We start from the raw sequence: 22,059 nt of genomic DNA on the forward strand, positions 1-22,059 counted from the left end.
GTGCGATGCGGGGCCGAACGCGGGAGAGCGTGAACGGCCGTGCCGCCCGGGTGGTGCGGCGCGCTGACCTCCACACTGGACCCGGCAACTGATGTCGACCACCGGCGAATGCACTCGGGATACCGGAAAGCCGCCAACTTGACGCCGTCCAGCTTGGCGGAGCCCGTCTTCTGCCCGGCGCGACGTGCGCCGTCCCTCACCGTCGTTCGTTACGCAGGTCCGCTTGGTAGCTTCCGGGTGTCTGCCCGACGATCTCGGTGAACGCCTCGATCAGGCTGGTGGGGTTCGACCACCCGCACGCCATCGCGGTGTCGGTGACCGACATGCCGTTGGTGAGGTGGGCCAGGGCGTGCTGAATGCGCAGGGTGGTGCGCCACCGGTGGAAGCTCATGCCGAGTTCGGTGTGGAACAGACGGCTCAGGGTGCGCTCGCCGGCTCCCACGACGCGTCCCAGCTCGGCCAGGGTCGCGAACTGAGCAGGGTCGGCGTGGAGGAGGTCGGTGACGGCCCGGAGCCGGTCGTCGCTGGGTGCGGGCAGGTGCAGTGACTGTTCGGGGGTGTCGGAGAGTTCGTCGATGACCACGGCGAGCAGCCGCTCGTGAGCGCCGGGGCGGGACTCGGGCCGGTCGCCCGTCAACGCCAGCACGGCCTCTCGCAGCAGGGGGCTGACGGCGAACACGCTGGGATGTTCCACGAGTTGACCGCACAGGGCGACCGGGATGTTCAACAGGCGTGCGTCGGTGCCGCCGTAGAAACGGTGGGAGTGGGCAAAGCCGGGCGGTGTCCACGTCATACGGTTGGCCGGTGCGACCCAGGTGCCGCGTTCGGTCGTGGTGGCAAGTGTGCCGGCCGCGGCATACACGAGCTGTCCCTGGACGTGGGAGTGGGGAGCCAAGTGATAGCCGTGCGGCAGCCATCCGGCGCCGCTGGGACTGTGCTGCGGTTCCGGATCCGAAAAACCCGACGACGGCTGGCGGCTTTTTGGCATGGGGTGCAAGCCTACCGGCGAGGCGCCGGTAGGCTTGCACTTCGGCGAGTGTCCGCCGCGCGGGTTCCGCGAAGTCGTCGCGGTGGGTCGCGTCCCGCCGAGCCTCAAGCAGGATCCACGGGGGCGGCCGGCCCGGTGGAGTCGGTAGGGTCGTGGGTGATCAGGTCGCCCGGCTGGCACTGGAGGACGTCGCAGATTCTCGACAGGGTCGAGAAGCGGATGGCCCTGGCCCGGCCGTTCTTGAGCACGGACAAGTTGACGACGGTGATGCCCACCTGCGCGGACAGCTCCGTGAGCGTCATGCCGCGCTCGGCGAGGAGTCGGTCGAGGTGGATCCGTATCGCGTGGAACTCCTCTTCGGGCATCAGATGGTCCCTTCGAGGTCCTTTCTCATGTGCACACCCTCGCGCATGATCTTACCCATGATCACAGCGGCGAGTCCGGCGAGGACGAGCACCAGCGGTCCGGTGACCGTCGGCCCGGAACCCACGACCGGCGCCATACTGCCGACGAGCCAGGACTGTGACCACCCGGCGACAAGGCCGGCCAGCAGCGTGCCCGCGGTGACGAACCAGCCGAGTACGGAGAGCTGTCGTGACACCGTGTCAGTGAACGGCCCCTGCTGCACGACAGCCTTCAGCAGTCGGGAGAAGAGCAGCAGCGCGAGGGAGCCGAACAGCAGCCAGGGCAGTTCGCCGCCGAGGTCCGCGGCGCGCTGCCCTGCCGAGGGGCCGGCCTGGCAGAGGCGCGTGGCGCTGCCGGACGCTTTCACCCCTTCGCCGACCGGCAGGTCGTCCGACAGGAAGGCATTGCGCCAGAAGTCCGTCTGCACGCAGACCTCCCCGTCATCGAGCATGTGCGTGACCCCTGTGCCGATGAAGGCGAGCCCGCAGAGCACCGCCAGTGCAAAGGTGACCGAGGTCAGGGCCCTCGTGAGTCGCGTGTCCATCGCAGCCTCCCCTATCGTTTTTCGATACCCCCAAGACTAGAACGGCATATCGATAATCGACAAGTCGGGGGCTGTTGCCTGGCGCCTGCAAGGCCGCGTATCCGTGGTGCGGGGTTCCTGTCGTTCAGGAGGGCATGCGTGTTCGGGAGGGCGCAAGGCTTCAGGTGGACGCAGGGCCGAGACGGGCGCTCGGTAGCATCAGGTGGAGACGTTGCACTGTGCCTGACCAGGAGAGGGAGCCATGAGCGACGACATCCTGTCGATCATTCCGGTGGAGCCGCAGTGGCAGCCGGAACACGATGCGGTTGAGCGCGTCGTGTCGCTCGTGGAGAAGCTGGTCCCCGGCGCAGGCCAGGGTGGGGGCGTGGAGTTGGACGTGCGGTGGCACGACGCGGTGACCTTCGTCGACTGCGGGAGCAACCTGGAGACGATCAGCTGCCCCCTGTGCCAGGCAGCGCTCGACACGAAGTGGTGGAGCGACGCCCTCACGGACCGCTACGACGACGGCTTCACCACCCTCACGGCCGATGTTCCGTGCTGTGGGGGAACAACCAGCCTGGACGCACTGAATTACGACTGGCCTGTTGGATTCGCCCGCTTCGAAATCGCCATCTGGAACCCTGAGCGCGTCTGGTTCAGCGAGGACGAGCTGGCGGCACTGGCGGACGGGCTGGGGCATCCCGTCAAGCAGATTCGGGCTCATCTCTGAGCCGCGGACTCGGTGCTACGGATTGTGTTCCCGCAGAGGGCCCGCAAGTGCCGGCCATCAGCGTCACCCGTCGTCCTCCGGATCGTTCTTCGAGGCGCGCCGCCCCCGCGTCATCGCGAGGACGCTGCCGGCGACGGCGATCACAGCGATGGCCAGGGCAATACTGAATCCGCCCTCCGTGTCCCAGTACACGTCCTCCAGGCTGATCAGCAGCGCCGCTTCGTCCACCACGAGGGCCAGGCCCACTCCGTAGGCCAGTCCCATCCAGGCGCGTGCCCGTGCCGTGCGATCGGCCAGGCTCGCCGCGCCCACCACCGCGAGCAGCAGGATTCCCCAAACGTAGTGGTGGATGTGCACGCCGCCGGCCTGCATGTCGCCGACCCCGGCCACGTCGATGTGGATGAGCCAGGTGAGCAGACGCATTCCGCCGAAGGTGACGGCGAACCCCCACCAGGCCAGGATGAAGCCCCGGCGTTTCGGGGAGATGCCTGGCAGCAGGCGCAGCCAGGGCGAGGGACGTTTCGTGTGCCCGGACGGTGCGTGGCCGGACGCCTTCGAGGACTTCATCCGGTCCCTCCCACCGTGAACTTTTCGATCAGCGCGGCCATGGCGTCCGGCGCGCTGTAATGGGCCGCGTGGGCCGCGCCCGGAAGCTCCTCCGCGCGGCCGTCGGCGACCAGACCTGCCACGCGCCGGGTCCATGTGCCGGAGGCGATGGTGTCACCTGCTCCCCGTACGACGAGCGTGGGCGCGCGGACGTGGGACAGGTTCACCTCGAATGACTCGGCCGCGTCCCGCAGTGAGCGGTGGAAGGAGGCGGCGCAGCGCAGCAGGCCGGTGACCAGGTAGTCGAACACCGCCAGACAGAGCAGGCTGAAGGGTTCTCCGGGGACGTCCGCGACGAGCCGACCGAACTGGCGCCAACCGGAAACCCTCGGTTCGAGCGCCGGGCCGACCAGCACCAGGCGGCTCACCAGGTGCGGATGGCGGGCAGCCAGGGCCGCGGCCACCTGGCAGCCGACCGAATTGGCCACGAACAGGCTCGGGCCCGACGACAGCCGCTGGTGCAGGCGGGCCAGGGCATCGGCGAGCTGTTCGACATCGGGTGCGCGGCGGGCGGCGGCCCGCGAACGCGCGTTGCCCGGCAGGTCCGGCACCACGACGGTCGCCCCGCTCTCGGCCAGCCGCCGCGCGAGCGGCACGAAGTACCGTCCCGAGAGACCGAGTCCGTGGACGAGCACCATGACTGGACGGCCCTCGCGTGGCGGGGGTCCGTATCTGCGGGCGAAGAATCCGATGTCACTCATGTGATCCACGTGCCCACCATCGCCTCCCGTACAACACACGGCCAGCTCGACGCGCAGGCTGGACGATCTGCGGTGTCGTGCCGTCGGCTCGCGTGCGGGGGCGTACGAGACCTGTCGGTCGGATGTCGGGTGCGTGCCGGCGGGGCCCGGCACATTGACGGACGTCCTCCCGGGCGCCCGTCCGACAGGCGTACGCCACGGTCGCCAAGCCACTGCACCTGCACCTGCACCTGCCGGACTGCTGGAACGGCGGCGTCGAACAGGTCTGCATCCGCTGTGTCACCGGGGACGGTCAGGGCCACGGGGCCGTGGGCCGGCATGTCCCGAGTCGGCACGTCTGCCTGTACCCGCCCGTGCCGTCCAGGCCCCTCCCCTCAGGGCAGGCTGTACGCGCCTGGCGCCGGGGGTGCCGGTCTGTCAGGGGGTACGGATGCGCTGCCCTGCGGGCCCCGCGGTGACGTGGTAGTCGCTCCACAAGGGCCAGCCCAGTTCGCTGTACGGCCGGCGCTCGCGCTGGCCGCGCACCTTCATGAAGTCCAGGCCCCCCACCATCCGGCCGGTGGCGTTGCCCTGTCCGTCGCACACCAGGCGGCACAGGCCGTCGCAGTTGAACGGGGTGTCCACCGGTGTGACGATCACGCCCCCCGGGCGGACCTGGTGCAGCCAGGCCTGGGGGATTTCGCGGACGGCCGCGGTGGACAGGATGCCGTCGAAGGGCGCTGCTTGCTCGTAGCCCTGTTCCCCGTCGCCGGTGACGACCGTGGGCGTCATGCCGAGTTGGGCCAGTCTGCTCTCGGCCCGGGCGGCGAGGGCCGCATCGATGTCGACCGTGACGAGGGATGCGGCGCCGATGCGGTGGGCGAGCAGGGCGGAGTTGTAGCCACTGCCCGTGCCGATTTCCAGGATGCGCTCGCCGGGCCGGGGGTTGAGGTGGTGCAGCATGCCGACGACCGCGGCGGGACACGAGACGGAGCTGGTGAAATCACCGCAGTCGGTGGGCCCGTCCTCGGGCCGGATCTCGCCGAGGGCGATCTGGGTGATGAGCGGGGCGAGCGGCCGGTAGATCCGCTTGAGCCAGGCGTGGGGGCGCTCGGTGCGGTCCAGCACCGGGAAGCGGTCCTCGCGTCGGGCGGTGGACCAGTAACGGTCGGGGACGAAGTGTTCGCGCGGGATGTCGAGGAAGGCCTGCCGCAGCCACGGGCGGTCGTCGAAGTAGCCCGGCCCGTAGGTGTCGATCGTCGCTGCGCACCGCCGGCGCAGCTCGGCCGCATCCAGGTGTCGAGGGGGGCTCTCAGGAGCGGCCTTCGTCGTCATCCTCGCCTTCGTCCTCACCCTGCGGCGCCGGGTTTCCCGGGTCGCCCGGGCTTGAGAACGGGCCGCCGACCTGGCCGTCGGCCTCCTGTCGGTGTCCCATGGGCCTGCCTTTCCCGTTGAAGCGCTCTACGACGACGAGTCTCCCCACCCCGCTTCTTGATCACTAGGTCCCGGCGCATTTGTCCAGGTTCAGCTCACTCGTCAGAGTCAATCTGCTGGCGATTGCTGCCGGAATCGTTGACGAGGGGTGCCGCGGTCAGCGCACGAGCGGGAGGAAGACCGTGTCGACGATCTCTTCGAGTACGTGGTCGGGCACGGGGGCGAAGGTCGTGAGGATCTCGTGGCGCAGCAGGTCGAAGGGGAGGGACTTGATACGCCCGGTGAGGCGTTCGCGGGTGATCTCCCCGCGGTCGACGGCTCGGTCGAAGAGTACGTCGGCGGCTTCCTCGCGCCCTGCGGTGAGGAGGTCGCCAGGGCCGGCACCCGTCTCCTGGTAGTAGCCGGCCAGATGCACACTCATGACGGTGATGTGCTGGACACGGGTGGCGTTGATCGTCCGCATGAGGGTGAGGACGTCCTCGCGCAGACTCCCCGTGTCGGGGGTCTCGACCCGCCACTGTTCCAGGACGTGGGTGATGACCGCCCGGACGAGTTCGTCGCGGTCGGACCAGCGGCGGTAGAGCACGGGCGGGCTGGTTCCGGCGCGCTGGACGACGGCGTCCATGGTGAACCTGGCGTACCCGTTGGCCGTGAGCTCTTCCCAGGCCGCATCGAGCAGCGCCTTCTCCAGTGCCGCTCCACGGCGCCTCTCGGGCATCCGAACCTCCCTTAGATAGACTTGCCTATCTTATGTTGGGCGCCCTACTCTGGCGACCGCAAGATACGATTCTATATCTTAAGGCGGTTGTTCCATGAGTTCTTCCCACCCGGAGCGGGGCGAGGCCGCGACCGCGGCAGCGGCCGAGACCAGGCCCACGGCGGCTGCCGGAGCCGGTTCCGCGCCGCCGGACCCCGACCGCGTCGATCCCGCCGTGTGGCGCTTGGCCTTCACCGTCATCGTCGGCGCCCTCGCCGTCGTCTTCGACACCACCATCGTCACCGTCGCCCTCAACGACCTCGCAGCGGAACTGGGCGCTCCGCTGTCCACGATCCAGTGGGTGAGCACCGGCTATCTGCTGGCCGTGTTCGTCACCGTCCCGCTCGCCGGATGGGCCCAGTCCCGGCTCGGCGGCAAGCGCCTGTGGATCACCGCGCTGGGCACGTTCCTGCTCGGCTCGGTGCTGTGCGCGCTGGCCTGGGACGCGACCAGCCTCATCGCCTTCCGCGTCGTCCAGGGCATCGGCGGCGGCATCATGATGCCGCTCATGGCCACTCTGGTCGTCCAGGCCGCCAAGGGCCGCAACATCGGCAAGGTCATGGCCACCGTCACCCTGCCCACCGCGCTCGGCCCCGTCCTCGGCCCGGTTCTGGGCGGCGTCATCCTGAGCCTCGCCGACTGGCGCTGGATCTTCTTCGTCAACATCCCCTTCTGCCTCGTCGGCGCCTGGCTCGCCCGGCGCAACCTGCCCGACGACCGGCCCGCCCCCGACCGCCCCCGCGCCCGCCTGGACGTCGTCGGCCTGCTCCTCCTCTCCCCCGGTGTCGCCGCCGTCATCTACGGGCTGTCCCGGGTCGAGGGCAGCGCGGGCTTCGTCAGCGCCGCGGTGCTCGTGCCGCTGACCGGCGGTCTCGCCCTGGTCGGCGGCTTCACCGCCTGGGCGCTGTCGCGTGCCGGTGCGCTGGTCGACCTGCGGCTCTTCCGTCACCGTCCGCTGGCCTCCGCCGCTTCCTTGAGCTTCCTGGGCGGTGTCACGCTGTACGGGGCGATGCTGCTGCTGCCGCTGTACTGGCAGCAGGTCCGCGGCGAGGACGCGCTCGGCGCCGGGCTCCTGCTCGTCCCGCAGGGCATCGGCGCCTTCCTCGCGCGCACCCGGGCCGGTCACTACACCGACCGCATCGGCCCCCGCTGGGTCGCCTGCGCCGGGTTCGCCCTCGCCACCGTGGCCACCGTGCCGTTCGCCCTCGCGGGAGCCGACACCGACCAGGTGTGGCTCATGGCCGCACTGCTCGTACGCGGTATCGGCATGGGCGCCGCCATGGTCCCGCTCAACGGCGCCGCCTACATCGGGCTGACCCACCAGGAGATCCCCGACGCCAGCATCATCGCCCGGGTCGCCCAGCAGCTCGGCGGCTCGGTCGGCACCGCCGTACTCGCCGTCGTCCTCCAGTGCACCGTCGGCGACGCCCGTACCCCGGACACTCTGGCCGGCGGCTTCGGCGACGCCTTCTGGTGGTCGATCGCTTTCAGCGTCGTCGCCGTACCGCTCTGCCTGCTCCTGCCCGGCCGGCCTGAGCCACAGGCCTCGGCAAGGCGACCAGCCAGGTGACCGGCCAGGTGACCGGGAGGCAGCTGGTTGAAGTCAGTGGTGGGAAGCAGATGACTGGGGGTGGGGGCTGTGGGGCCTGTGGGGTCAGGTGACTGGGGACGGGGTCAGGTTCTGCAGGTAGGTGCCGAAGCCATGGGGGGCTCGGGGGGTGGTTCTTCCTGAGGTGAGGACCGGACAGTGGTCGGTCCTGAGGATGCGGGCACCGGTGCGTTGCAGCGCGGTTGCCAGCGCGTGGTCTTCGCTGTGGGTGAGGGCAGGGAAGCCGTGGGCCCGATGGTAGGCGAGGGCTGCGACGCCCAGGTTGGCGCCGTGTACGTGGGGGTGGTCCCAGGCATGGCTGCGCTCGGGGCGTCCGGCGAAGTAGAGGGTGTGGTGGTGCTGGGCGGTGGCATTGCTGAGGGAAGGGTGAGGGGCGATGCGTATGGTGCCCAGTACGCAGTCCCATCCGGCGATCGCCTGCTCGACCTGGTAGGACAGCCAGGTGGCGGGAACGAGGGTGTCGGCGTCGGTCGTGGCGATCCAGGCCCGGTCCGCCGCGGGCCCCAGCAGGCCGAGACCGTGTGCGACGGCCGCGGCCCGGGCCGCTCCGACGTTGCGCCGGGCCAGCTGAACGACATGGGCACCGTGGTGCCGGGCGAGAGCGGCGGTGTTGTCGAAGCAGGCGTCGGCGGCGACGACGGTGACCACCGGCAGGTCGTGTGCGAGCAGCCGTGGGTGCTGAGTGGCGGTGTGCAGGGCGCGGAGGGTGGCGGGCAGGGTCGCCGCCTCGTTGTGGGCGGGGACGGCGACCACCAGGGCGGTGGGAGGCAGGGGCGGGTGGTTCACACCAGTCCCTCGGCTGCCGCGGGAGTGGGGGCGGCGCTGCCGTCGGGCAGGCGCCGGGTGAAGGTCTGCAATACGAAGTCGGGGTCGTCCAGCCGGGTGACGGGGGCGAGTTCGGGTACGGCGGTGAGCAGCGGGGCGAGCTGGGCTCCGGTACGCAGGTGGTCTTCGACCGGGTGGTTCCAGTGCACGGTGACCAGGGTCGCGCCGGGCTGAAGGCTGTCGACGGTGCGGTGGAGGACGGTGTGCAGGGTGGCGTCGTCGAAGTAGTAGAGCAGTTCCGAGAGGACGACGAGGTCGAAGGTCCCGTCGGGCCACTGGTCCGGAATCGCCAGGGGACGTACCTCGACGTGCGGCTGGTCCCGGTTGCGGTCGGCGGCCGCACGGACGGCTGACGGTACCCGGTCGGTGGCCAGTACTTCGTCGCACCGTTCGGCCAGGAGCCGGGTCAGGACGCCGACGGAGCAGCCCGGCTCGAAGGCCCGGCGGTAGCGGCGGCGGGGCAGCGCGGCGACGGTCAGGGCGTACTTGCGCTGTTCGTACCACCGGTCCGCCAGGTGCCAGGGGTCGGCGGCGTGGGCGTACATGTCCGCGAAGTAGGACGGGGGTGTTGCCTGGCTGGTGCTCATATGAAGACCGTCTCGAAGGGGCGGGTGTGGTGGGCGAGTTCGGTGGGAGGGAGGATCACGGTGCCGGGGGCAGGGCCGGTGTCGGTGTCGGCCGGCGTGTCTGCGTCGGTGTCGGTGCCCGCGTGAGTGTCTGCGTCGGTGTCGAGGCGCAACGGGGTGATCTGGCTGGTGAAGTGGTGGATCGCTGCCTGCTTGCGGGCCTGCGCCCAAGGGGGCAGGAGCAGGCGGCGGGCGGTGGACCAGGGCACGCGCGGGTCGCCGGGTGAAGCCCAGTGCCACATCCATATCGGGTAGTGCCAGCAGGGGATGCCGGCCTGCCGGGCGGCGGCGGCCGCGGCGCGTCCGGCGGCCTCGTGGTCGGCGTGCAGATCGCCGGTGAACGGTGCGACGCACAGCCGGGCTCCGGTCTGCCGCAGCACCGTGGCGAGCTGTCGTGTCAGCTGCTTCTCGTGGGCGCCGACGTCCGTGTCGGGGATGTGCAGCCGGTGCGTACGGCAGTCGCGCGGGGCGAGGGCGCCGAGGGCGCGTTCGAGTTCGGCCGCGCGCAGTGCGGCGATCCGGCCCGCGGGAAGGTGCGGGTGCGAGCCTTCCCCGTCGGTGACGGTGACGAGCTGGATGGCGCCGGTGAGCTGCGCCATCGTGCCGCCGAAGCCGAGCACTTCGTCGTCGGGGTGGGCGGCGACCACCACGACGGGCCCGGTCGGCGGCGGTACGGCGGGCAGCTGTGCCAGGCCGTCCCAGGCGGCCCAGTGCTCCTCCGGGGTGCCGGGGGCCTCGATGGCCGCGGCGGCCGTCTCGCGGTCGAAGGTTTCGGTCATCGGCGCGGCCCGCCTTCCTGCGCCACGAGGGACCCGAGTTCGGCGAGGTTGCGGTCGGCGTGATGCTGGCGGATGTAGACGGTCAGGTCGGCGACGTGGCGGGCGTGGCGCGGGTCGTGGCACAGAGGCCCCGCGCCGGTGGCCCGCCCGACCCGGTCCAGGACGTCACGGCAGGCCTGCTCGGCGATCGCCCTGACGCGCAGGCTGCGCAGCCGGGCGGTGCCCGAGGTGTCCGACGGGTCGGCGTCGATGGCCTGCGCCGCCTGCTGCAACACGCTGTGCGCGCCGTGCAGCGCCATGTCCACCGCGCCCAGGTGCGCGGCGGTCAGCGGGTCCGGAGTGCCGGCGGAACCGGCGGAGGTCTGAAGAGTGTCGGCCACCGCCCGCGCACCGCCGAGCCAGCAGGCGGCGACCCCGATGCCGCCGTGCTGAAAGCCCGGCCGGTCCAGGTAGGCCCCCACGGCGCCGACGGGCCGGGCCGGCACCGCCGTGAAGCGCACGTCAGGGGTGTCGCTGCCGGCCATCCCGATGGCCTGCCAGGTTCCCTCCAGAGGCGCGTACCCGGGGTGGTCGGTGCGTACGGCGAAGAGCCGGCGCCCGTGCGGAGTGTCGGCGGTGACCAGGGCGTGGGTGCACGAGTGTGCGCCGGAACAGTAGGCCTTGTGCCCGTCCAGGAGCCACTGGCCGCCCTCCTCACGGGCGAGGAGGCCGGTGTTCGGTGGCTGGGCGGCCCACACGCCCCAGCACTCCCCCGGGCCGGGCGGGGCGGAGCCCAGTTCGTGCAGGATGGCCGTGGCGTCGGCGTGGCCCTCGGCCAGACGGGCCAGTGACAGGTCGGTGCGGCCGAGTGCGTACAGGGCGGCGAAGCGCTCCTGGGTCCGCCCCGCTCCCGGCAGCGGCAGGGCATGGGCTTCGGTGTCCACCCAGGCGCGGAACCGGGCGGCCACCGACCGCTGCAGGTCCTCGGCGTCCGGGACGAGTCCGCTTCCCTCTCCCCCCGTACCCGCAGTTCCCACAGCTCCCGCAGCTCTCGCAGTTCCCACAGTCACTTCTGGTCTTACCTTTCGCGCAGCTTCACCGGTTCGGCTGTCGCCTTCCGGGAACGGTTACGGCCTGCAGCTTCGTGCCGGGCCGGTTCGCTCCCGAATACCCCGTAAGGGGTCTCTTATACGGTGCTGTCGCTCGGGTCACTTCCGTGCCGACGGAGGGCTGAGGGTTTGACGGCGTGCCGCCCTGCCGCCCTGCACACGTACGGCGCCATGTGGCGGCGCCCGTACGGGGCCGGGCTGTCTGTGCACCGATGAGTGGCTGGAGTACGGCTCCGCCACGTCCCACCCGCCCCGCGATCGCCGCCATGACGCACCTCCGGCGGACTCGCCGGGGACATGCGATGAGATGGGGTCCATTTGTTCCCCGGCTCCGCCCCTCGGGCCACGCCGCCGGGCGGCGCGCACCCTTCTCCGGCCCCCCAGCCTCACTCCCGGAAACTCACCGAGTGGAGTCACGGGGGGAGGGCGGCGGCCAGTACGTCCGCTCGGTCGATCTTTCCGACGGTGTCTCCATCGCGAAGATCTACAAGCTCGGTGACCATCACTACCGTGCGCAAGGCTTCGCGGACGGGACGTCCTTCGGCTCCATCGAGGCCCGGCCGGACCGGCCGTACGCCGCGGGCAACCTCAACGGGATGTACACTGCCCTGGACAATGACGGCAATGTCGTCCCCTGGATCCAGAACGGCCCGCAGGCCGTCCTCAGGAACAAGTACGGCGTGGTGCTCGGGGGCGTCAACTACCACCACCCGGAGATTGCCACGCCGGGCCTGAAGATGACCGACGTCCTCAGCGGCCGGCCCACGCTGCTCGACCGTCGTCGCACGGGTGGAGTCACACCGCGGAGCGCCCTCTTCCCCAAGCTGCCCAAGGGGTGCTCCAAGAGCGCGTGCGGGCTATGATCACGGTCGATCGTGACAACCGAAAATCCAGTCGGGCCGTGCTTCGGATGTGACACGGCTCGACGTCGAGGGGGAACTTCACGTGCGTATCCGTACGGGGGTGGCGTCCGCCGCCCTGGCCGGTCTGCTCGCTGTCGGCGTGGCTGTCCCGGCGCAGGCCGACAGCGCCGGCGCCGCGCAGGACCGCAGCACCTACAGCAGCGAGTCCGCCCGTGCCGCGGCCGGGGTCGGGGCCTTCCAGACCCTGGGTGACCGGGTGCACTACTCGCACACGGTGCGAGGGAACATCAACGCGCACGGCTGGTGGAAGCTGCTGCGCGGGCCGCGGGCCAAGGCCAAGGTCACGGTCTGGCTCCAGGTCAAGACCGGGTCGGGCTGGAAGACCCTGAAGAAGAACGACAAGACCGTCTGGCCCGGTGGCGGGAGCAACAAGCGGACGGCGGCGGCGTGGAAGTGCACCAACCTGATACAGAAGCACACCTTCCGCAGCATCATCGACGTCGACCTCATCGGGTATCCGGACGACGCCTACAAGAAGATCACCGACCCGCAGACGCTGTACTGCGGCACGTGATTGGGCTCTGACAGCGGCGCCGGTGGGGTACCCCCGCCGGCGCCGTTTGTTCTTTCTGTTCTTTGGAGTGCATGTGCTTTCCCCCACCCTGATCGTCGGGCTGCACGGGGTCTTCACGCCCTTCCCGTGGTTCGACCGAGTGGTCGAGCGGGATGACGAAGACGCTGAAGGTGTCGAAGGCGCCGGAGGAGTCGAAGGTCCCGAAGGAGTCGAAGGCTCTGTCGAGGAGGATCTTCTCGGCTCGGCGATCGACCGGGCCGGTTCCTACGGCTGGCAGACCGTGAGCAGCTGGCTGACCGAGGACGGGGCGACCACGGCAGCTCATGAGCCCACCGCGTGGGCTCATGAGGAGGTCGGCGGTGACTGGGCGCAGGACGGGAAGGTGCACCAGCTGGGCTGGTTGCAGGCCGGAATCCTCACGGACTCACCGCGTCCCGCGCTCCCCCTCCGGCCGATCGCCCTGGTGTTGACCGAGACACTCACTCGCGTGGGCACGATGGAATTCACCGGTGTGCATGCCGTGCTGCCGCTTGCGGCGGTCAAGCGGAACACGGCTTTCCATCAGGCCGAACTGGCGCCGTGGTTCGGTCTGGCGGACCCGGACGCCCGGCATGAGGTGGTGGTCACCGTTTCCTGCCGTACCGGCACGGGCGGGGTGGGCGACGGCGGGTTGCGCGCGGGCGATGCCGAGGCCGTGTGCGAGGCGGTACGGGGGATGGCGCAGGGGGCCGTGGACTTCTCCGTATCCGTTGACTCCCCCGGGCCCGCGAACTCCGCCGCACTCGCGGACTCCTCCGAACCCGCCAACTCTTCCGAATCCGAATCCGCGAACTCTTCCGGGTCCGGGCACCAAGGTGCTCTGCCGGGGCTGGACCTCGATCTCGACAGGGGGGTGCACACGGTGGGGATGCGCGAGGTGATGCGCTGGGACTGCCGTACGCGGGAGTGGTCGCCGGACATCGCGGTGTGGCTGACGGAGATGGTGGTGGACGGTTTGCGCGGGCTGGGGCGGTCGGTGCCGGTGGCCGTGACGGCTTCGCTGGCGTCTCCCGTGTCACCTCCGGTGGCGTCACCCGTGTCGCCTCCGACGGCGTAGCCTGCGCGCTCCAGGGTCTTGAGGAAGCCGACGGACCGGCATAACGTTTGGGGCCAAACGTCAGACACCACTCCGCGAACGTGAACACGGCCGGGAGTCCGGATGACCGAGCCCCACCCCCGCATGACGCTCGTCCTGACCGAGAACTGGACCATGACCGGCGGCCGGTGCGACCTCGGCGCCCTGGTGCGCTGGGCCCGCGAGGCGGAAGACGCCGGATTCGACTCGGTCATGCTCAGCGAACACATCGTGCTCGGGCCGGACTCCGGCGCCAAGGGCCCGATGCCCAACCCGCGCGAGTACGCCCTTCCGGGAAACCAGGCCCCGGACACACCATGGCCTAGCTCCGTCGTCCTGCTCTCCGCCATCGCAGCCGTCACCGAGCGGATCCGGCTCGCCGCCGGGGCCGTACTGGCGCCGCTGCGCCATCCCCTCCTCCTGGCCAAGGAGCTGGCCACCCTCGATCTCCTGAGCAAGGGCCGGCTCGTCGTGCTGCCGACGGTGAGCTGGAGCGAGGACGAATACACCGCGCTCCAGGTCCCGTTCGCGCGGCGCGGCAGGCTGCTCGACGAGCACCTGGCCGCCTGGAAACTGCTCTGGCAGCCCGGCCCTGCCACCTTCGAGGGCGAGCACTACCGCTTCCGCGACGCCTGGCTGGAGCCGAAACCGTACCGGACGGGCGGCCCGGAGCTGTGGTTCGGCGGCTCGTCGCTGCACGGCGCGGTGCTGCGGCGCCTGGTGGCGTACGGCCACGGCTTCAACCCGCTGGGACGCCCCGCGCCCGGCGAACTGGAGAAGCTGCGTGCAGCGATGGCGGAGGCCGGGCGCGACATGTCCGGGTTGGAGATGGTCGGCGGGACGCGCGCCGTCTTCCCCGACGGGACGTCGGTGGCCGACCTCGGGCGAGCACTGGAGTCCGTACCGGAGCAGATGGAGCAGGGCTTCACGACCTTCTGCATCAAGCCTTCGCAGTTCACGGACGACCCGAAGGGGGTTGGGAGCTTCTGCCGCGAGGTGATGCGGCGGGTGGAGCGGCTCGCCGGGTGATGCGGCGGCAACAGGGCGAGAGCCCCCACCCGGCGACGCGGCGGGAACCGCCGCCCAGCACGGGCACCGCGGGAACTCCACCCCAGCGGTGCGCTGCCGACCGCCCCACTGTGAGCCCCTCCCGGTAATTGATGCAGCCCTCTTGCGCCGGAGACAGCTCCCGGGCATATGTTTGGGCCCAAACGACATCGGACGGAAAGAGGTCCTCCATGCCCGGACCCGCAGACCTCGTGCTGGTCAACGGCACCGTGCTGACCGTCGACGCCGCGTTCCGCCGCACCCAGGCCGTCGCCGTACGCGACGGCCTGATCGCCGCGACCGGAAGCACCGCCGAGATCCGTGCGCTCATCGGCCCCCGTACCGAGGTCGTCGATCTCGAAGGGCGCACCGCGCTCCCCGGGATCAACGACTCCCATCTGCACGCCGCCGCCTTCGGCGCCACCCGGCCACCGCTCGCTCTCGACGTCGCCTGGCCCGCCGTGTCGTCGATCGCCGGGGTACGTGAGGCCGTGCGCCGCAGGGCCGGTGAACTTCCGGCGGGTGACTGGATATTCGGCAACGGATGGGACACCGGCTACCTCAAGGAGTGTCTGGCCGAGCCGGGCCGTACCCCGCGACGCCAGGACCTGGACGAGGTGTCGCCGGAACACCCCGTGCTGCTCTACGAGTTCTCCGGGCACACCTCCTGGCTCAACTCCCGTGCCCTGGAGGCCGCGGGCATCACCGCCACCACGCCCGTACCGCCCGGCGGTGTCATCGAGACCGACGCCGACGGCGCCCCGACAGGCATTCTCCGTGAGGGCGCGCAGGACCTGGTGAACGCCGTGGTCCCGCTGATGGACGACTCCGCGCGCGAGGCCGCCGTCCGCTCCGCGATCGCGGTCTGCCACACCGAGGGCATCACCAGCTTCACCGAGCCGGGGCTCGGGCCCGGCGGCACTTCGCTCTTCCTGGGGGTCGCGGACACCGAGACGCTCAACGTGTACGCGCGTCTGGAGTCGGCCGGTGAGCTGCGGGCGCGGGTCAGTGTGCTGCTGCTCCCCCTGGAGATGGGCGGCGCGGCGCGGCATCTGCCCGACCGGCTGGTCCAGCTGGAAGGGGTGTGCGCGGCAGCCGACCCGCGGCGGCTGCGGGTGCTCGGCGTCAAGCTGTTCGCCGACGGCATCCCGCCGAGCCGTACGGCCTGGATGCACGAGGAGTACGAGGGCGGCGGGTACGGCAGTCTCTGTCTGCACGGCCACAGCGACGCCCAGCGGGTCGAGGAGCTGAACACGATCGTGCGGTACGCCCACGCCGCGGGGCACCAGCTCGGTGTGCACATCACCGGGGACCACGGCATCGACGCGGTCGTCGAGGCCTTCGAGGCGGCGCAGGCCGAGACCCCGCGCCCGGACGCACGCCACTACGTCATCCACGGCGACTTCGCCTCGGCCCGCTCGCTCGCCACGCTCGCGCGGCACGGCTGGGGCATCAACATGAACCCCGGTGTCAAGGACGCCACCGCGGACGCGATGGACGCGATCGTGGGGCCCGAGCGGTCGGCCTACCAGTGGCCCGTACGCAGCGCCGTGGCGGCCGGCATTCCGGTCACCGCCAGTTCGGACGCGCCCATCACCTATCCCGACTGGCGCCGGGGTGTGGCCTCGATGATGCTGCGGGAGGCGAAGGCGAGCGGGCGGCAGAGCGGCCCCGAGCAATGTGTCGACCTGGAGACCGCGGTCCGCGCGTACACCTCGAACGCCGCGTGGCAGGACTTCGCGGAGAGCTGGAAGGGGACGCTGGAGCCCGGCAAGGTGGCCGACATCTGCGTCGTGGACGGTGATCTCGCGCACGCGGATCCGCACGGGATCGCGGCGATGCCGGTGGCAATGACGCTCTTCGACGGGGAGACCGTCCATGACGCCCGGTGACGCGGTGCGACCGACCGCGCAGTCGGCTGCCCCGCCGCTCACCCGGCGGTCCGCCGGGACGCTCTCCGGCCGCTTCGCCCGCTGGGCCGTCGCCCTCTCCCCGCGGGGGAAATGGGCACTGTTCGGCTGCTGGTTCGCGCTCGACGCCGTACTGGCGCTGGCACCGCCGGTGTACTGGGCGGCGGGCGATCCGCGGTTCCAGAGCGGGCCCGGAATCCCGTTGTCCGTCTGCTACTTCCTCGTCCTGGGCGCGCACATCTCGGCAGGCGTCGTCGCCCTGTACTGCGTCGAGTCGGCCCGCGGCGAGATCGACTGACACCTGCTCGGCATCGGCACGGAGAGGGGCTCACCCCGGTGAATGTCTTCCTCGGCTACGGCATGGTGGCGCTCTTCTTCGGCGGAGTGCTCTGCACGCTGTACGTGCACCGCAGGCGCGACGCCGACTTCACCGACTACGCCGTCGGCGGGCGCAGCTTCGGCAGCGGCTACCAGACCATGTCGGTCCTCAACACCTGGTTCCCCGGCTCGGTGTTCATCGCCGACGCCGGCATGGCGGCGGGCAGCGGGGTGATCGGCTTCCATCTGCTGGTCTACGGCCTGTTCGCCTACCTGCTGATGTATCTGATGTCCCGGCGGGTGTGGATGTGGGGCGAGCGCCACGGGCTGCGCACCCAGTCCGACCTGTTCGGACTGCGCTACGGCGGAACGGCGTCGCGCACCGTGCCCGCGCTGATCCAGGTCCTGGTCAACTTCCCGATGACCGTGCTCGGGATGCAGGCGATGGGACTGATCTTCTACTACATCTCCTTCGGGCACCTCGGCTACTCCCAGTCGGTGCTCGCGGGGGTGCTGGTCCTGGTGGCCCGCCAGTTCTGGACGGTGCGCATGGGCATGCGCGGCGTGGTCGTCACGGACTTCTACCAAGGCATGATCGCGTATGTCTTCGGGTCGGTCCTGCTGGTGGGTCTCATCGTCTACCTGGCCGTACACGGTCACGGGTTCGCGCGGCTGCCCCTGGAGCGGCTGACGCTGCCGACGGGCGGCGACAGCGGCGGGCTCTATCTCTTCGCGCTGACCTTCACCGGGTCGGTGGGCGGCTGGTGTCTGTCGGGGATGTTCGTCCGGCTCTTCACCGCGGACGGGGTGCGGAGCGTCAAGCGCTCCGCCGTGTTCGTGATGCCCGCCTCGCTCGTCTTCGCCGGGCTGCTGCTGACCGCCGCCCTGCTGTCCGGGACGCTGCCCGGCGTCTCCGACAACCCCGACCGCGCCCTGTTCACCCTGGCCCAGCACATCGGCGGCCCGTGGGTCATCATCGCGATCGCCCTGTGCGTCCTGGCCGCGCAGATCGGCATGGCCGACGGAGTGCTCCAGTCCGTGGGCACGCTCATCTCCAACGACCTGGTGGCCGTGTACCGGCCGATGAACGACAAGGGGCGGCTGCTGGCGGCGAAGGTGTCCATCGCCGTCTACACGGTGGCCGCCGCGCTGGTCGCCAACATCGGGCTCAGCAACCTCATCACGTTGTCGATCATGGCGTACCAGGGAGTGGTGCAGCTCGCGGTGCCGCAGTTCCTCGGCCTCTTCTGGAAGCGCGGCAACCGGACCGGCACGGTCGCCGGAACCGTGGCCGGCTTCGTCACCGCAGCCGGGCTCTCGGCGGTCTACCCCACCTTCATCCCCTGGCTGAACGGCCTGACCTCGGGCATCGTGGGTTTGGCCGTCAACCTCGCGGTGTACGTCGCCTGTGCGTATCTGCTCCCGCAGGGGGCGCAGGAGAGGCAGCGGGTCGCCGAGCTGTTCGCCGCCACGTCCGTGTCCGGTGCGCCGGCGACGCGGGGCAGGGCCGCCGAGGAGGTGTAGGAACGGCGGGAAGGTCCAGGCACGGCGAAGGATCCGAGGCCCGCGAGGGTCTAGGACCGGCGAGGAGCCCGGACGCCGCGGTATTCCCAGTCACCGCCGAGGGCCGTGGACACGACTTCCTCCGAGGCCGTCGGCTGAGCGCCGCAGTCGCCCCGGACGGGTGCCGGGCCCGCCACGATGTGGTTGGTCAGCCGTCCCAGGCCCTCCGCCTCGACCTCCACGACGTCACCCGGCCGTACGGGGCGCGAGTGCGCGGGCGTGCCGGTGAGGAGGACGTCGCCGGGGACGAGGGTGATGGTCCGGGCGATGTCGGCGACGAGGTAGTGCATGTCCCACGTCATCTCGTCGGTGGAACCGTCCTGCACCAGCTCTCCGTTGACGTACGTACGCAGGTACTTGCCGCGGAAGTCCCACCCCGTCACCAGCCCGGGACCCAGCGGGCAGAGTGTGTCGGAGCCCTTGACCCGGAGCATCGAACCGGCGTCGGTGTCCCGGAAGTCGTGCAGGCCGTAGTCGTTCGCGACGGTGTATCCGGCGATGTAGTGGCCTGCGTCGTCCGGTGCGACGTTGCGGCACACGCGGCCGATGACGAGCGCGATCTCGCCCTCGTAGTTGAGGTACTGGCAGCCCTCGGGGCGCACCACCGCGCCGCCGTGCGCGTTGAGTGCGGAGACGGGCTTGTGGAAGTACGTGGGTGCGGGCGGCAGCGCTGCCTGGAACTCTTCGACCCTGCTGCGATGGTTGAGGTGCACCGCGATCACCTTGGAGGGCTGTACAGGTGGCAGGTGATTGGCGACTGCCACGTTCACACGGCGGCCGTCGCCTGCGACGAGGGTTTCGCCCTCCCGTACGACGTGGACGGTGGCGCCGTCGAGCAGGATGCGGCGGTATTCGCGGATGCCGTCCTGTCGGGGAGTGCGTGTTGGGTTCATGGCGCCTCCGTTTCCGGGCACGGGGTGCCCGTGTTTGCGCGACGCGGGGTACGGGGGGGTGTTGTGGCTTGTCGCGCCGTTCCCCGCTTTGAGGCACGGCGCCCTCGGGGGAGCGTCCTTACGCCGTCCAGCCGCCTGCCGGGCGGTCGAACCACAGGTGGATCTGTCCCGTTCCGATCGAGTTCTCGTACGCGCTGTAGGCGCGCGCGGGCGCCGTCAGCCGGTCCTCCCCCAAGGCGCCCGCCAGCATCAGGTAGTGCCCGAAGCCCGCTTCGGGCCGGTGGGCGGCGAACTCGGGCATGGTGCGCAGCACGCGCGCGTGCTCGCCGCGCAGGAACCATGCGATCCGCTGTTCGTCGGCGGCGCGCGCCTCGGGGGTGCGGAGGTGGGCGGGGTCGCTCGCTTCGTGGTCGCGCAGTTCACGCAGGGGCCAGAAGGTGTGGGAGAGCGCGCCGGAGGCGATCAGCAGCACCTTGCGGTCCGGCAGTGCGGCGATGCCGTCGGCGAGCGCGCGGCCGAGCCGGAGATGGTCCTCGTCGTCCCCGGTCTGGCACACGCCGACGGAGACCCACCGCTTGTCCGGCAGCCCCCGCCCCAGGTACGTCCAGAGGTTGACGGTGGCGTAGTGGATCGGCAGGCAGGGGTCGTCGACCGGAGTGATCCAGGTCCCGTGCTGATCGGCGAACGCGGCGGTGGAGTGGGCGAGTTCGGGGTCACCGGGGAAGTCGTAGGGCATGCGGCACATGCCGCGCGGCAGTTCGTCGGAGGTGAAGAGCCCGGCCCGCCTGTGCTGCGCGGCGACGACGAATTCGACGGTGGTCGCCCAGTGCGAGTCCAGGACGACGACCGTGTCGTGGTCGAGCGTCTCGAAGACGTCCCGGCGCAGCCTGCGCAGTCCCGGTACGAGGCTGACCTCCCGCCCGCCGTTCAGCTCCCGCCGGCCCGCTTCGGGCAGGACGATGGTGGGGACGTGGGCGAGAAGACCGGCGCCGACGATCTCACCCATGGTGCTGCCAGCCCTTCGGTGCCGTGACGGTGTTCTTCAGGTCGCAGTAGAAGTCGAAGCTCCAGTCGCCGCCCTCACGGCCCAGGCCGGACGCGCGGGAGCCGCCGAAGGGGGCGGCGAGGTCGCGGACGAAGAAGCAGTTGACCCAGACCGTCCCGGCGACGAGCCGCGCGCCGACGCGGGCCGCGCGCTCGCGGTCCCCGGTGGCGAGGGTGGCGGCCAGTCCGTAGCGGGTGCCGTTGGCCAGGGCCACGGCCTCGTCCTCGGTGCCGAAGCTCTGAAGGGTGAGTACGGGGCCGAAGACCTCCTCCTGGACGATCTCCGAGTCCTGTGCGACGTCGGTCAGCAGCGTCGGCCGGTAGTACGTGCCGCCGGTCCGCTCGTTCAGTTCGGTGTGCGGGCCGCCGCCGAGGAGCGCGGTGGCGCCGTCGGCCAGTGCCCGCCGGACGAAGCCGTCCACCCGTTCCAGGTGCCGGGGGTGGATGAGGGGGCCGATGTCGGTGGGCTCCTCGCGCGGGTCGCCCTGGACGAGGGCACGGGCCCGGTCGGTGAAGCGCTCCAGGAAGGCGTCCCGTACGGAGTCCTCGACGAGCAGCCGGGTCGCGGCCAGGCAGACCTGGCCCGCGTTGTCGTACTGCTCGACGGCGAGGTCGGCGGCCAGGTCGAGGTCGGCGTCGGCGAAGACGAGCAGGGGTGACTTGCCGCCGAGTTCGAAGCTGGTGGGCACCAGGTGCGCGGCCGCGGCACGGGCGATCCGCCGCGCCGTGGGCACGGAGCCCGTGAAGCTGATGCGGCGCACACCCGGGTCGGACACGAGGGGCGCGCCGGCCTCGTCCCCGTACCCCTGGAGGACGTTGAGGACGCCCGGGGGCAGCCCGGCCTCGGCGGCGATGTCCGCGAAGAGCGACGCGGTGAGCGGCGTCCACTCGGCGGGTTTGAGGATCACCGGATCACCGGCGGCCAGCGCGGGGCCGATCTTCCAGGTGGCCAGCATCAGCGGCGCGTTCCACGGTGTGACGAGCGCGGCGGGGCCGGCCGGGTCCCAGGTCACGTGGTGGGTGTGGCCGCGGGTGGCGAAGTCCTCGTGGCCGAGGGCGAGCAGGCGGTCGGCGAAGAAGCGGAGGTTGTGGGCCGCGCGGGGCATCACACCGTTGCGGTGGGAGCGCAGCAGCGCGCCGTTGTCCGCCGTCTCGACGGCGGCGAGCTCTTCGAGGCGCGCCTCGACGCCGTCCGCGACGGCGTGCAGCAGCCGGGCGCGCTCCCGGTGCGGCGTCGCGGCCCAGCCGGGGAAGGCGGCACGGGCGGCGGCGACGGCCGCCCGTGCCTCCTCGGCGCCGCCCCGGGCGATCTCGGCGAGTGGCGCCCCGTCGATGGGTGAGCGGTCGGTGAAGGCACCGGCGGAGGCGCGGCGTTCGCCGCCGATCCAGTGGCGGGTGTCGACGGGGACTCCGGCGATCGTGACGGTGTCCCCGGCTGTCGGGGAGGCTTTTCTGGTCGCCGGGGCGATGGTTCGGGCTGTAGTAGCGGTGGTTCGGGCCGTGGTGGCGGTGGGCGGATGGTCCCGGCGCTCCGAGTTGGCCGGGGTTGCCGGGTGCGCCGGGGAGCCCGGTGCGGGCGCGGAGGGAGCCATCACAGCCTCCAATTCGTTTGAGGCCAAACAAAATAGGCGGCCGGGCTTCGGGCGGTCAACCCCTCCCCCGTTGCCGCCCCGTGGCTATCCT

General features: G+C 71.0%; 23 protein-coding genes. 9 read left to right on the plus strand and 14 right to left on the minus strand.

The window, feature by feature from the left end; translation table 11 throughout:
• Nucleotides 1-196: 196 nt before the first annotated feature.
• The 3 genes from JXZ78_RS00210 to JXZ78_RS00220 all read right to left on the minus strand — a co-directional run bounded on the left by JXZ78_RS00210 (nucleotide 197) and on the right by JXZ78_RS00220 (nucleotide 1,937).
• Nucleotides 197-988, minus strand: coding sequence for a helix-turn-helix domain-containing protein (locus JXZ78_RS00210; protein ID WP_030019703.1), 792 nt, complete (start codon nucleotides 986-988; stop codon nucleotides 197-199).
• 104 nt (nucleotides 989-1,092) lie between these two features.
• Nucleotides 1,093-1,353, minus strand: coding sequence for a helix-turn-helix domain-containing protein (locus tag JXZ78_RS00215; RefSeq protein WP_030019704.1), 261 nt, complete (start codon nucleotides 1,351-1,353; stop codon nucleotides 1,093-1,095).
• On the minus strand, nucleotides 1,353-1,937 hold the full coding sequence (locus tag JXZ78_RS00220) for a DUF2975 domain-containing protein (protein ID WP_030019705.1): 585 nt from the start codon (nucleotides 1,935-1,937) through the stop codon (nucleotides 1,353-1,355). Before JXZ78_RS00220 ends, JXZ78_RS00215 begins: the two co-directional genes overlap by 1 nt.
• 241 nt (nucleotides 1,938-2,178) lie before the next feature.
• On the opposite strand from JXZ78_RS00220, the gene JXZ78_RS00225 reads away from it, so the two are divergent.
• Nucleotides 2,179-2,646, plus strand: coding sequence for a hypothetical protein (locus tag JXZ78_RS00225; protein ID WP_030019706.1), 468 nt, complete (start codon nucleotides 2,179-2,181; stop codon nucleotides 2,644-2,646).
• A gap of 63 nt (nucleotides 2,647-2,709) precedes the next feature.
• Here the strand turns inward: JXZ78_RS00225 and JXZ78_RS00230 are convergent, their stop codons facing one another.
• The 4 genes from JXZ78_RS00230 to JXZ78_RS00245 form a co-directional block, all read right to left on the minus strand.
• Entirely contained in the window at nucleotides 2,710-3,213 is a 504-nt protein-coding gene (locus tag JXZ78_RS00230; protein ID WP_050502386.1) for a hypothetical protein, read from the minus strand.
• The gene (locus JXZ78_RS00235) at nucleotides 3,210-3,953 is read right to left on the minus strand and encodes an alpha/beta fold hydrolase (protein ID WP_030019708.1); all 744 of its coding nucleotides are present in this window, start codon (nucleotides 3,951-3,953) and stop codon (nucleotides 3,210-3,212) included. Before JXZ78_RS00235 ends, JXZ78_RS00230 begins: the two co-directional genes overlap by 4 nt.
• A 417-nt stretch (nucleotides 3,954-4,370) precedes the next feature.
• Nucleotides 4,371-5,267 carry a methyltransferase domain-containing protein gene (locus JXZ78_RS00240; protein WP_050502387.1) on the minus strand — a complete coding sequence of 299 codons (897 nt, stop codon included), beginning with the start codon at nucleotides 5,265-5,267 and terminating at the stop codon, nucleotides 4,371-4,373.
• 256 nt (nucleotides 5,268-5,523) lie between these two features.
• Nucleotides 5,524-6,084 (minus strand): TetR/AcrR family transcriptional regulator, encoded by a 561-nt coding sequence (locus JXZ78_RS00245; RefSeq protein WP_030019710.1) that lies wholly within the window; start codon nucleotides 6,082-6,084, stop codon nucleotides 5,524-5,526.
• A gap of 94 nt (nucleotides 6,085-6,178) precedes the next feature.
• Between JXZ78_RS00245 and JXZ78_RS00250 the strand changes: the two genes are divergently transcribed.
• A complete protein-coding gene (locus JXZ78_RS00250; protein ID WP_078624186.1) occupies nucleotides 6,179-7,693 on the plus strand; it encodes an MDR family MFS transporter in 1,515 nt (504 codons plus the stop codon).
• 84 nt (nucleotides 7,694-7,777) lie between these two features.
• Here the strand turns inward: JXZ78_RS00250 and JXZ78_RS00255 are convergent, their stop codons facing one another.
• The 4 genes from JXZ78_RS00255 to JXZ78_RS00270 are packed head-to-tail and all read right to left on the minus strand — an operon-like array spanning nucleotide 7,778 to nucleotide 10,978.
• A complete protein-coding gene (locus tag JXZ78_RS00255) occupies nucleotides 7,778-8,518 on the minus strand; it encodes a glycosyltransferase family 2 protein (RefSeq protein ID WP_238782578.1) in 741 nt (246 codons plus the stop codon).
• A complete protein-coding gene (locus JXZ78_RS00260; protein ID WP_030019713.1) occupies nucleotides 8,515-9,144 on the minus strand; it encodes a class I SAM-dependent methyltransferase in 630 nt (209 codons plus the stop codon). Before JXZ78_RS00260 ends, JXZ78_RS00255 begins: the two co-directional genes overlap by 4 nt.
• Entirely contained in the window at nucleotides 9,141-9,962 is an 822-nt protein-coding gene (locus JXZ78_RS00265; RefSeq protein ID WP_030019714.1) for a PIG-L deacetylase family protein, read from the minus strand. Before JXZ78_RS00265 ends, JXZ78_RS00260 begins: the two co-directional genes overlap by 4 nt.
• Nucleotides 9,959-10,978 carry an acyl-CoA dehydrogenase family protein gene (locus JXZ78_RS00270; RefSeq protein WP_208870139.1) on the minus strand — a complete coding sequence of 340 codons (1,020 nt, stop codon included), beginning with the start codon at nucleotides 10,976-10,978 and terminating at the stop codon, nucleotides 9,959-9,961. The genes JXZ78_RS00265 and JXZ78_RS00270 overlap by 4 nt, the downstream gene beginning before the upstream one ends.
• 479 nt (nucleotides 10,979-11,457) lie before the next feature.
• Here JXZ78_RS00270 and JXZ78_RS00275 point away from each other — a divergent pair, with 479 nt between their 5' ends.
• From JXZ78_RS00275 to JXZ78_RS00305, 7 genes are all read left to right on the plus strand, one after another.
• The gene (locus JXZ78_RS00275) at nucleotides 11,458-11,913 is read left to right on the plus strand and encodes a hypothetical protein (protein ID WP_030019716.1); all 456 of its coding nucleotides are present in this window, start codon (nucleotides 11,458-11,460) and stop codon (nucleotides 11,911-11,913) included.
• Between the two features lie 82 nt (nucleotides 11,914-11,995).
• Entirely contained in the window at nucleotides 11,996-12,487 is a 492-nt protein-coding gene (locus JXZ78_RS00280) for a hypothetical protein (protein ID WP_157851550.1), read from the plus strand.
• Nucleotides 12,488-12,560: 73 nt separating this feature from the next.
• Nucleotides 12,561-13,583: a hypothetical protein gene (locus tag JXZ78_RS00285; RefSeq protein WP_030019718.1), complete on the plus strand. Its 1,023-nt coding sequence runs from the start codon at nucleotides 12,561-12,563 to the stop codon at nucleotides 13,581-13,583.
• A 102-nt stretch (nucleotides 13,584-13,685) separates the two neighbouring features.
• Nucleotides 13,686-14,630, plus strand: coding sequence for a TIGR03619 family F420-dependent LLM class oxidoreductase (locus tag JXZ78_RS00290; RefSeq protein ID WP_030019719.1), 945 nt, complete (start codon nucleotides 13,686-13,688; stop codon nucleotides 14,628-14,630).
• 209 nt (nucleotides 14,631-14,839) lie between these two features.
• On the plus strand, nucleotides 14,840-16,540 hold the full coding sequence (locus tag JXZ78_RS00295; protein WP_030019720.1) for an amidohydrolase: 1,701 nt from the start codon (nucleotides 14,840-14,842) through the stop codon (nucleotides 16,538-16,540).
• Nucleotides 16,527-16,856 carry a hypothetical protein gene (locus tag JXZ78_RS00300; RefSeq protein WP_238782579.1) on the plus strand — a complete coding sequence of 110 codons (330 nt, stop codon included), beginning with the start codon at nucleotides 16,527-16,529 and terminating at the stop codon, nucleotides 16,854-16,856. The genes JXZ78_RS00295 and JXZ78_RS00300 overlap by 14 nt, the downstream gene beginning before the upstream one ends.
• A 38-nt stretch (nucleotides 16,857-16,894) precedes the next feature.
• Entirely contained in the window at nucleotides 16,895-18,400 is a 1,506-nt protein-coding gene (locus JXZ78_RS00305; protein ID WP_050502389.1) for a sodium:solute symporter family protein, read from the plus strand.
• A gap of 50 nt (nucleotides 18,401-18,450) precedes the next feature.
• Here JXZ78_RS00305 and JXZ78_RS00310 read toward each other — a convergent pair whose 3' ends face one another.
• From JXZ78_RS00310 to JXZ78_RS00320, 3 genes are all read right to left on the minus strand, one after another.
• Nucleotides 18,451-19,299: a fumarylacetoacetate hydrolase family protein gene (locus JXZ78_RS00310; protein WP_030019723.1), complete on the minus strand. Its 849-nt coding sequence runs from the start codon at nucleotides 19,297-19,299 to the stop codon at nucleotides 18,451-18,453.
• 151 nt (nucleotides 19,300-19,450) lie between these two features.
• On the minus strand, nucleotides 19,451-20,338 hold the full coding sequence (locus JXZ78_RS00315) for a DODA-type extradiol aromatic ring-opening family dioxygenase (protein WP_030019724.1): 888 nt from the start codon (nucleotides 20,336-20,338) through the stop codon (nucleotides 19,451-19,453).
• Nucleotides 20,331-21,968 (minus strand): aldehyde dehydrogenase, encoded by a 1,638-nt coding sequence (locus JXZ78_RS00320; protein ID WP_238782580.1) that lies wholly within the window; start codon nucleotides 21,966-21,968, stop codon nucleotides 20,331-20,333. The genes JXZ78_RS00315 and JXZ78_RS00320 overlap by 8 nt, the downstream gene beginning before the upstream one ends.
• Between the last annotated feature and the right edge of the window lie 91 nt (nucleotides 21,969-22,059).

It is taken from the genome of Streptomyces monomycini, from assembly GCF_022271435.1.
GTDB lineage: Bacteria > Actinomycetota > Actinomycetes > Streptomycetales > Streptomycetaceae > Streptomyces > Streptomyces monomycini.

Coding starts and splice junctions, on each gene's coding strand:
- JXZ78_RS00265 (WP_030019714.1), bottom strand. CDS start 9,962: ATGACCGAAACCTTCGACCGCGAGACGGCCGCCGCGGCCATCGAGGCC.
- JXZ78_RS00210 (WP_030019703.1), bottom strand. CDS start 988: ATGCCAAAAAGCCGCCAGCCGTCGTCGGGTTTTTCGGATCCGGAACCG.
- JXZ78_RS00320 (WP_238782580.1), bottom strand. CDS start 21,968: ATGGCTCCCTCCGCGCCCGCACCGGGCTCCCCGGCGCACCCGGCAACC.
- JXZ78_RS00290 (WP_030019719.1), top strand. CDS start 13,686: ATGACCGAGCCCCACCCCCGCATGACGCTCGTCCTGACCGAGAACTGG.
- JXZ78_RS00260 (WP_030019713.1), bottom strand. CDS start 9,144: ATGAGCACCAGCCAGGCAACACCCCCGTCCTACTTCGCGGACATGTAC.
- JXZ78_RS00295 (WP_030019720.1), top strand. CDS start 14,840: ATGCCCGGACCCGCAGACCTCGTGCTGGTCAACGGCACCGTGCTGACC.
- JXZ78_RS00240 (WP_050502387.1), bottom strand. CDS start 5,267: ATGACGACGAAGGCCGCTCCTGAGAGCCCCCCTCGACACCTGGATGCG.
- JXZ78_RS00235 (WP_030019708.1), bottom strand. CDS start 3,953: ATGAGTGACATCGGATTCTTCGCCCGCAGATACGGACCCCCGCCACGC.
- JXZ78_RS00245 (WP_030019710.1), bottom strand. CDS start 6,084: ATGCCCGAGAGGCGCCGTGGAGCGGCACTGGAGAAGGCGCTGCTCGAT.
- JXZ78_RS00300 (WP_238782579.1), top strand. CDS start 16,527: ATGACGCCCGGTGACGCGGTGCGACCGACCGCGCAGTCGGCTGCCCCG.
- JXZ78_RS00220 (WP_030019705.1), bottom strand. CDS start 1,937: ATGGACACGCGACTCACGAGGGCCCTGACCTCGGTCACCTTTGCACTG.
- JXZ78_RS00250 (WP_078624186.1), top strand. CDS start 6,179: ATGAGTTCTTCCCACCCGGAGCGGGGCGAGGCCGCGACCGCGGCAGCG.
- JXZ78_RS00225 (WP_030019706.1), top strand. CDS start 2,179: ATGAGCGACGACATCCTGTCGATCATTCCGGTGGAGCCGCAGTGGCAG.
- JXZ78_RS00230 (WP_050502386.1), bottom strand. CDS start 3,213: ATGAAGTCCTCGAAGGCGTCCGGCCACGCACCGTCCGGGCACACGAAA.
- JXZ78_RS00215 (WP_030019704.1), bottom strand. CDS start 1,353: ATGCCCGAAGAGGAGTTCCACGCGATACGGATCCACCTCGACCGACTC.
- JXZ78_RS00315 (WP_030019724.1), bottom strand. CDS start 20,338: ATGGGTGAGATCGTCGGCGCCGGTCTTCTCGCCCACGTCCCCACCATC.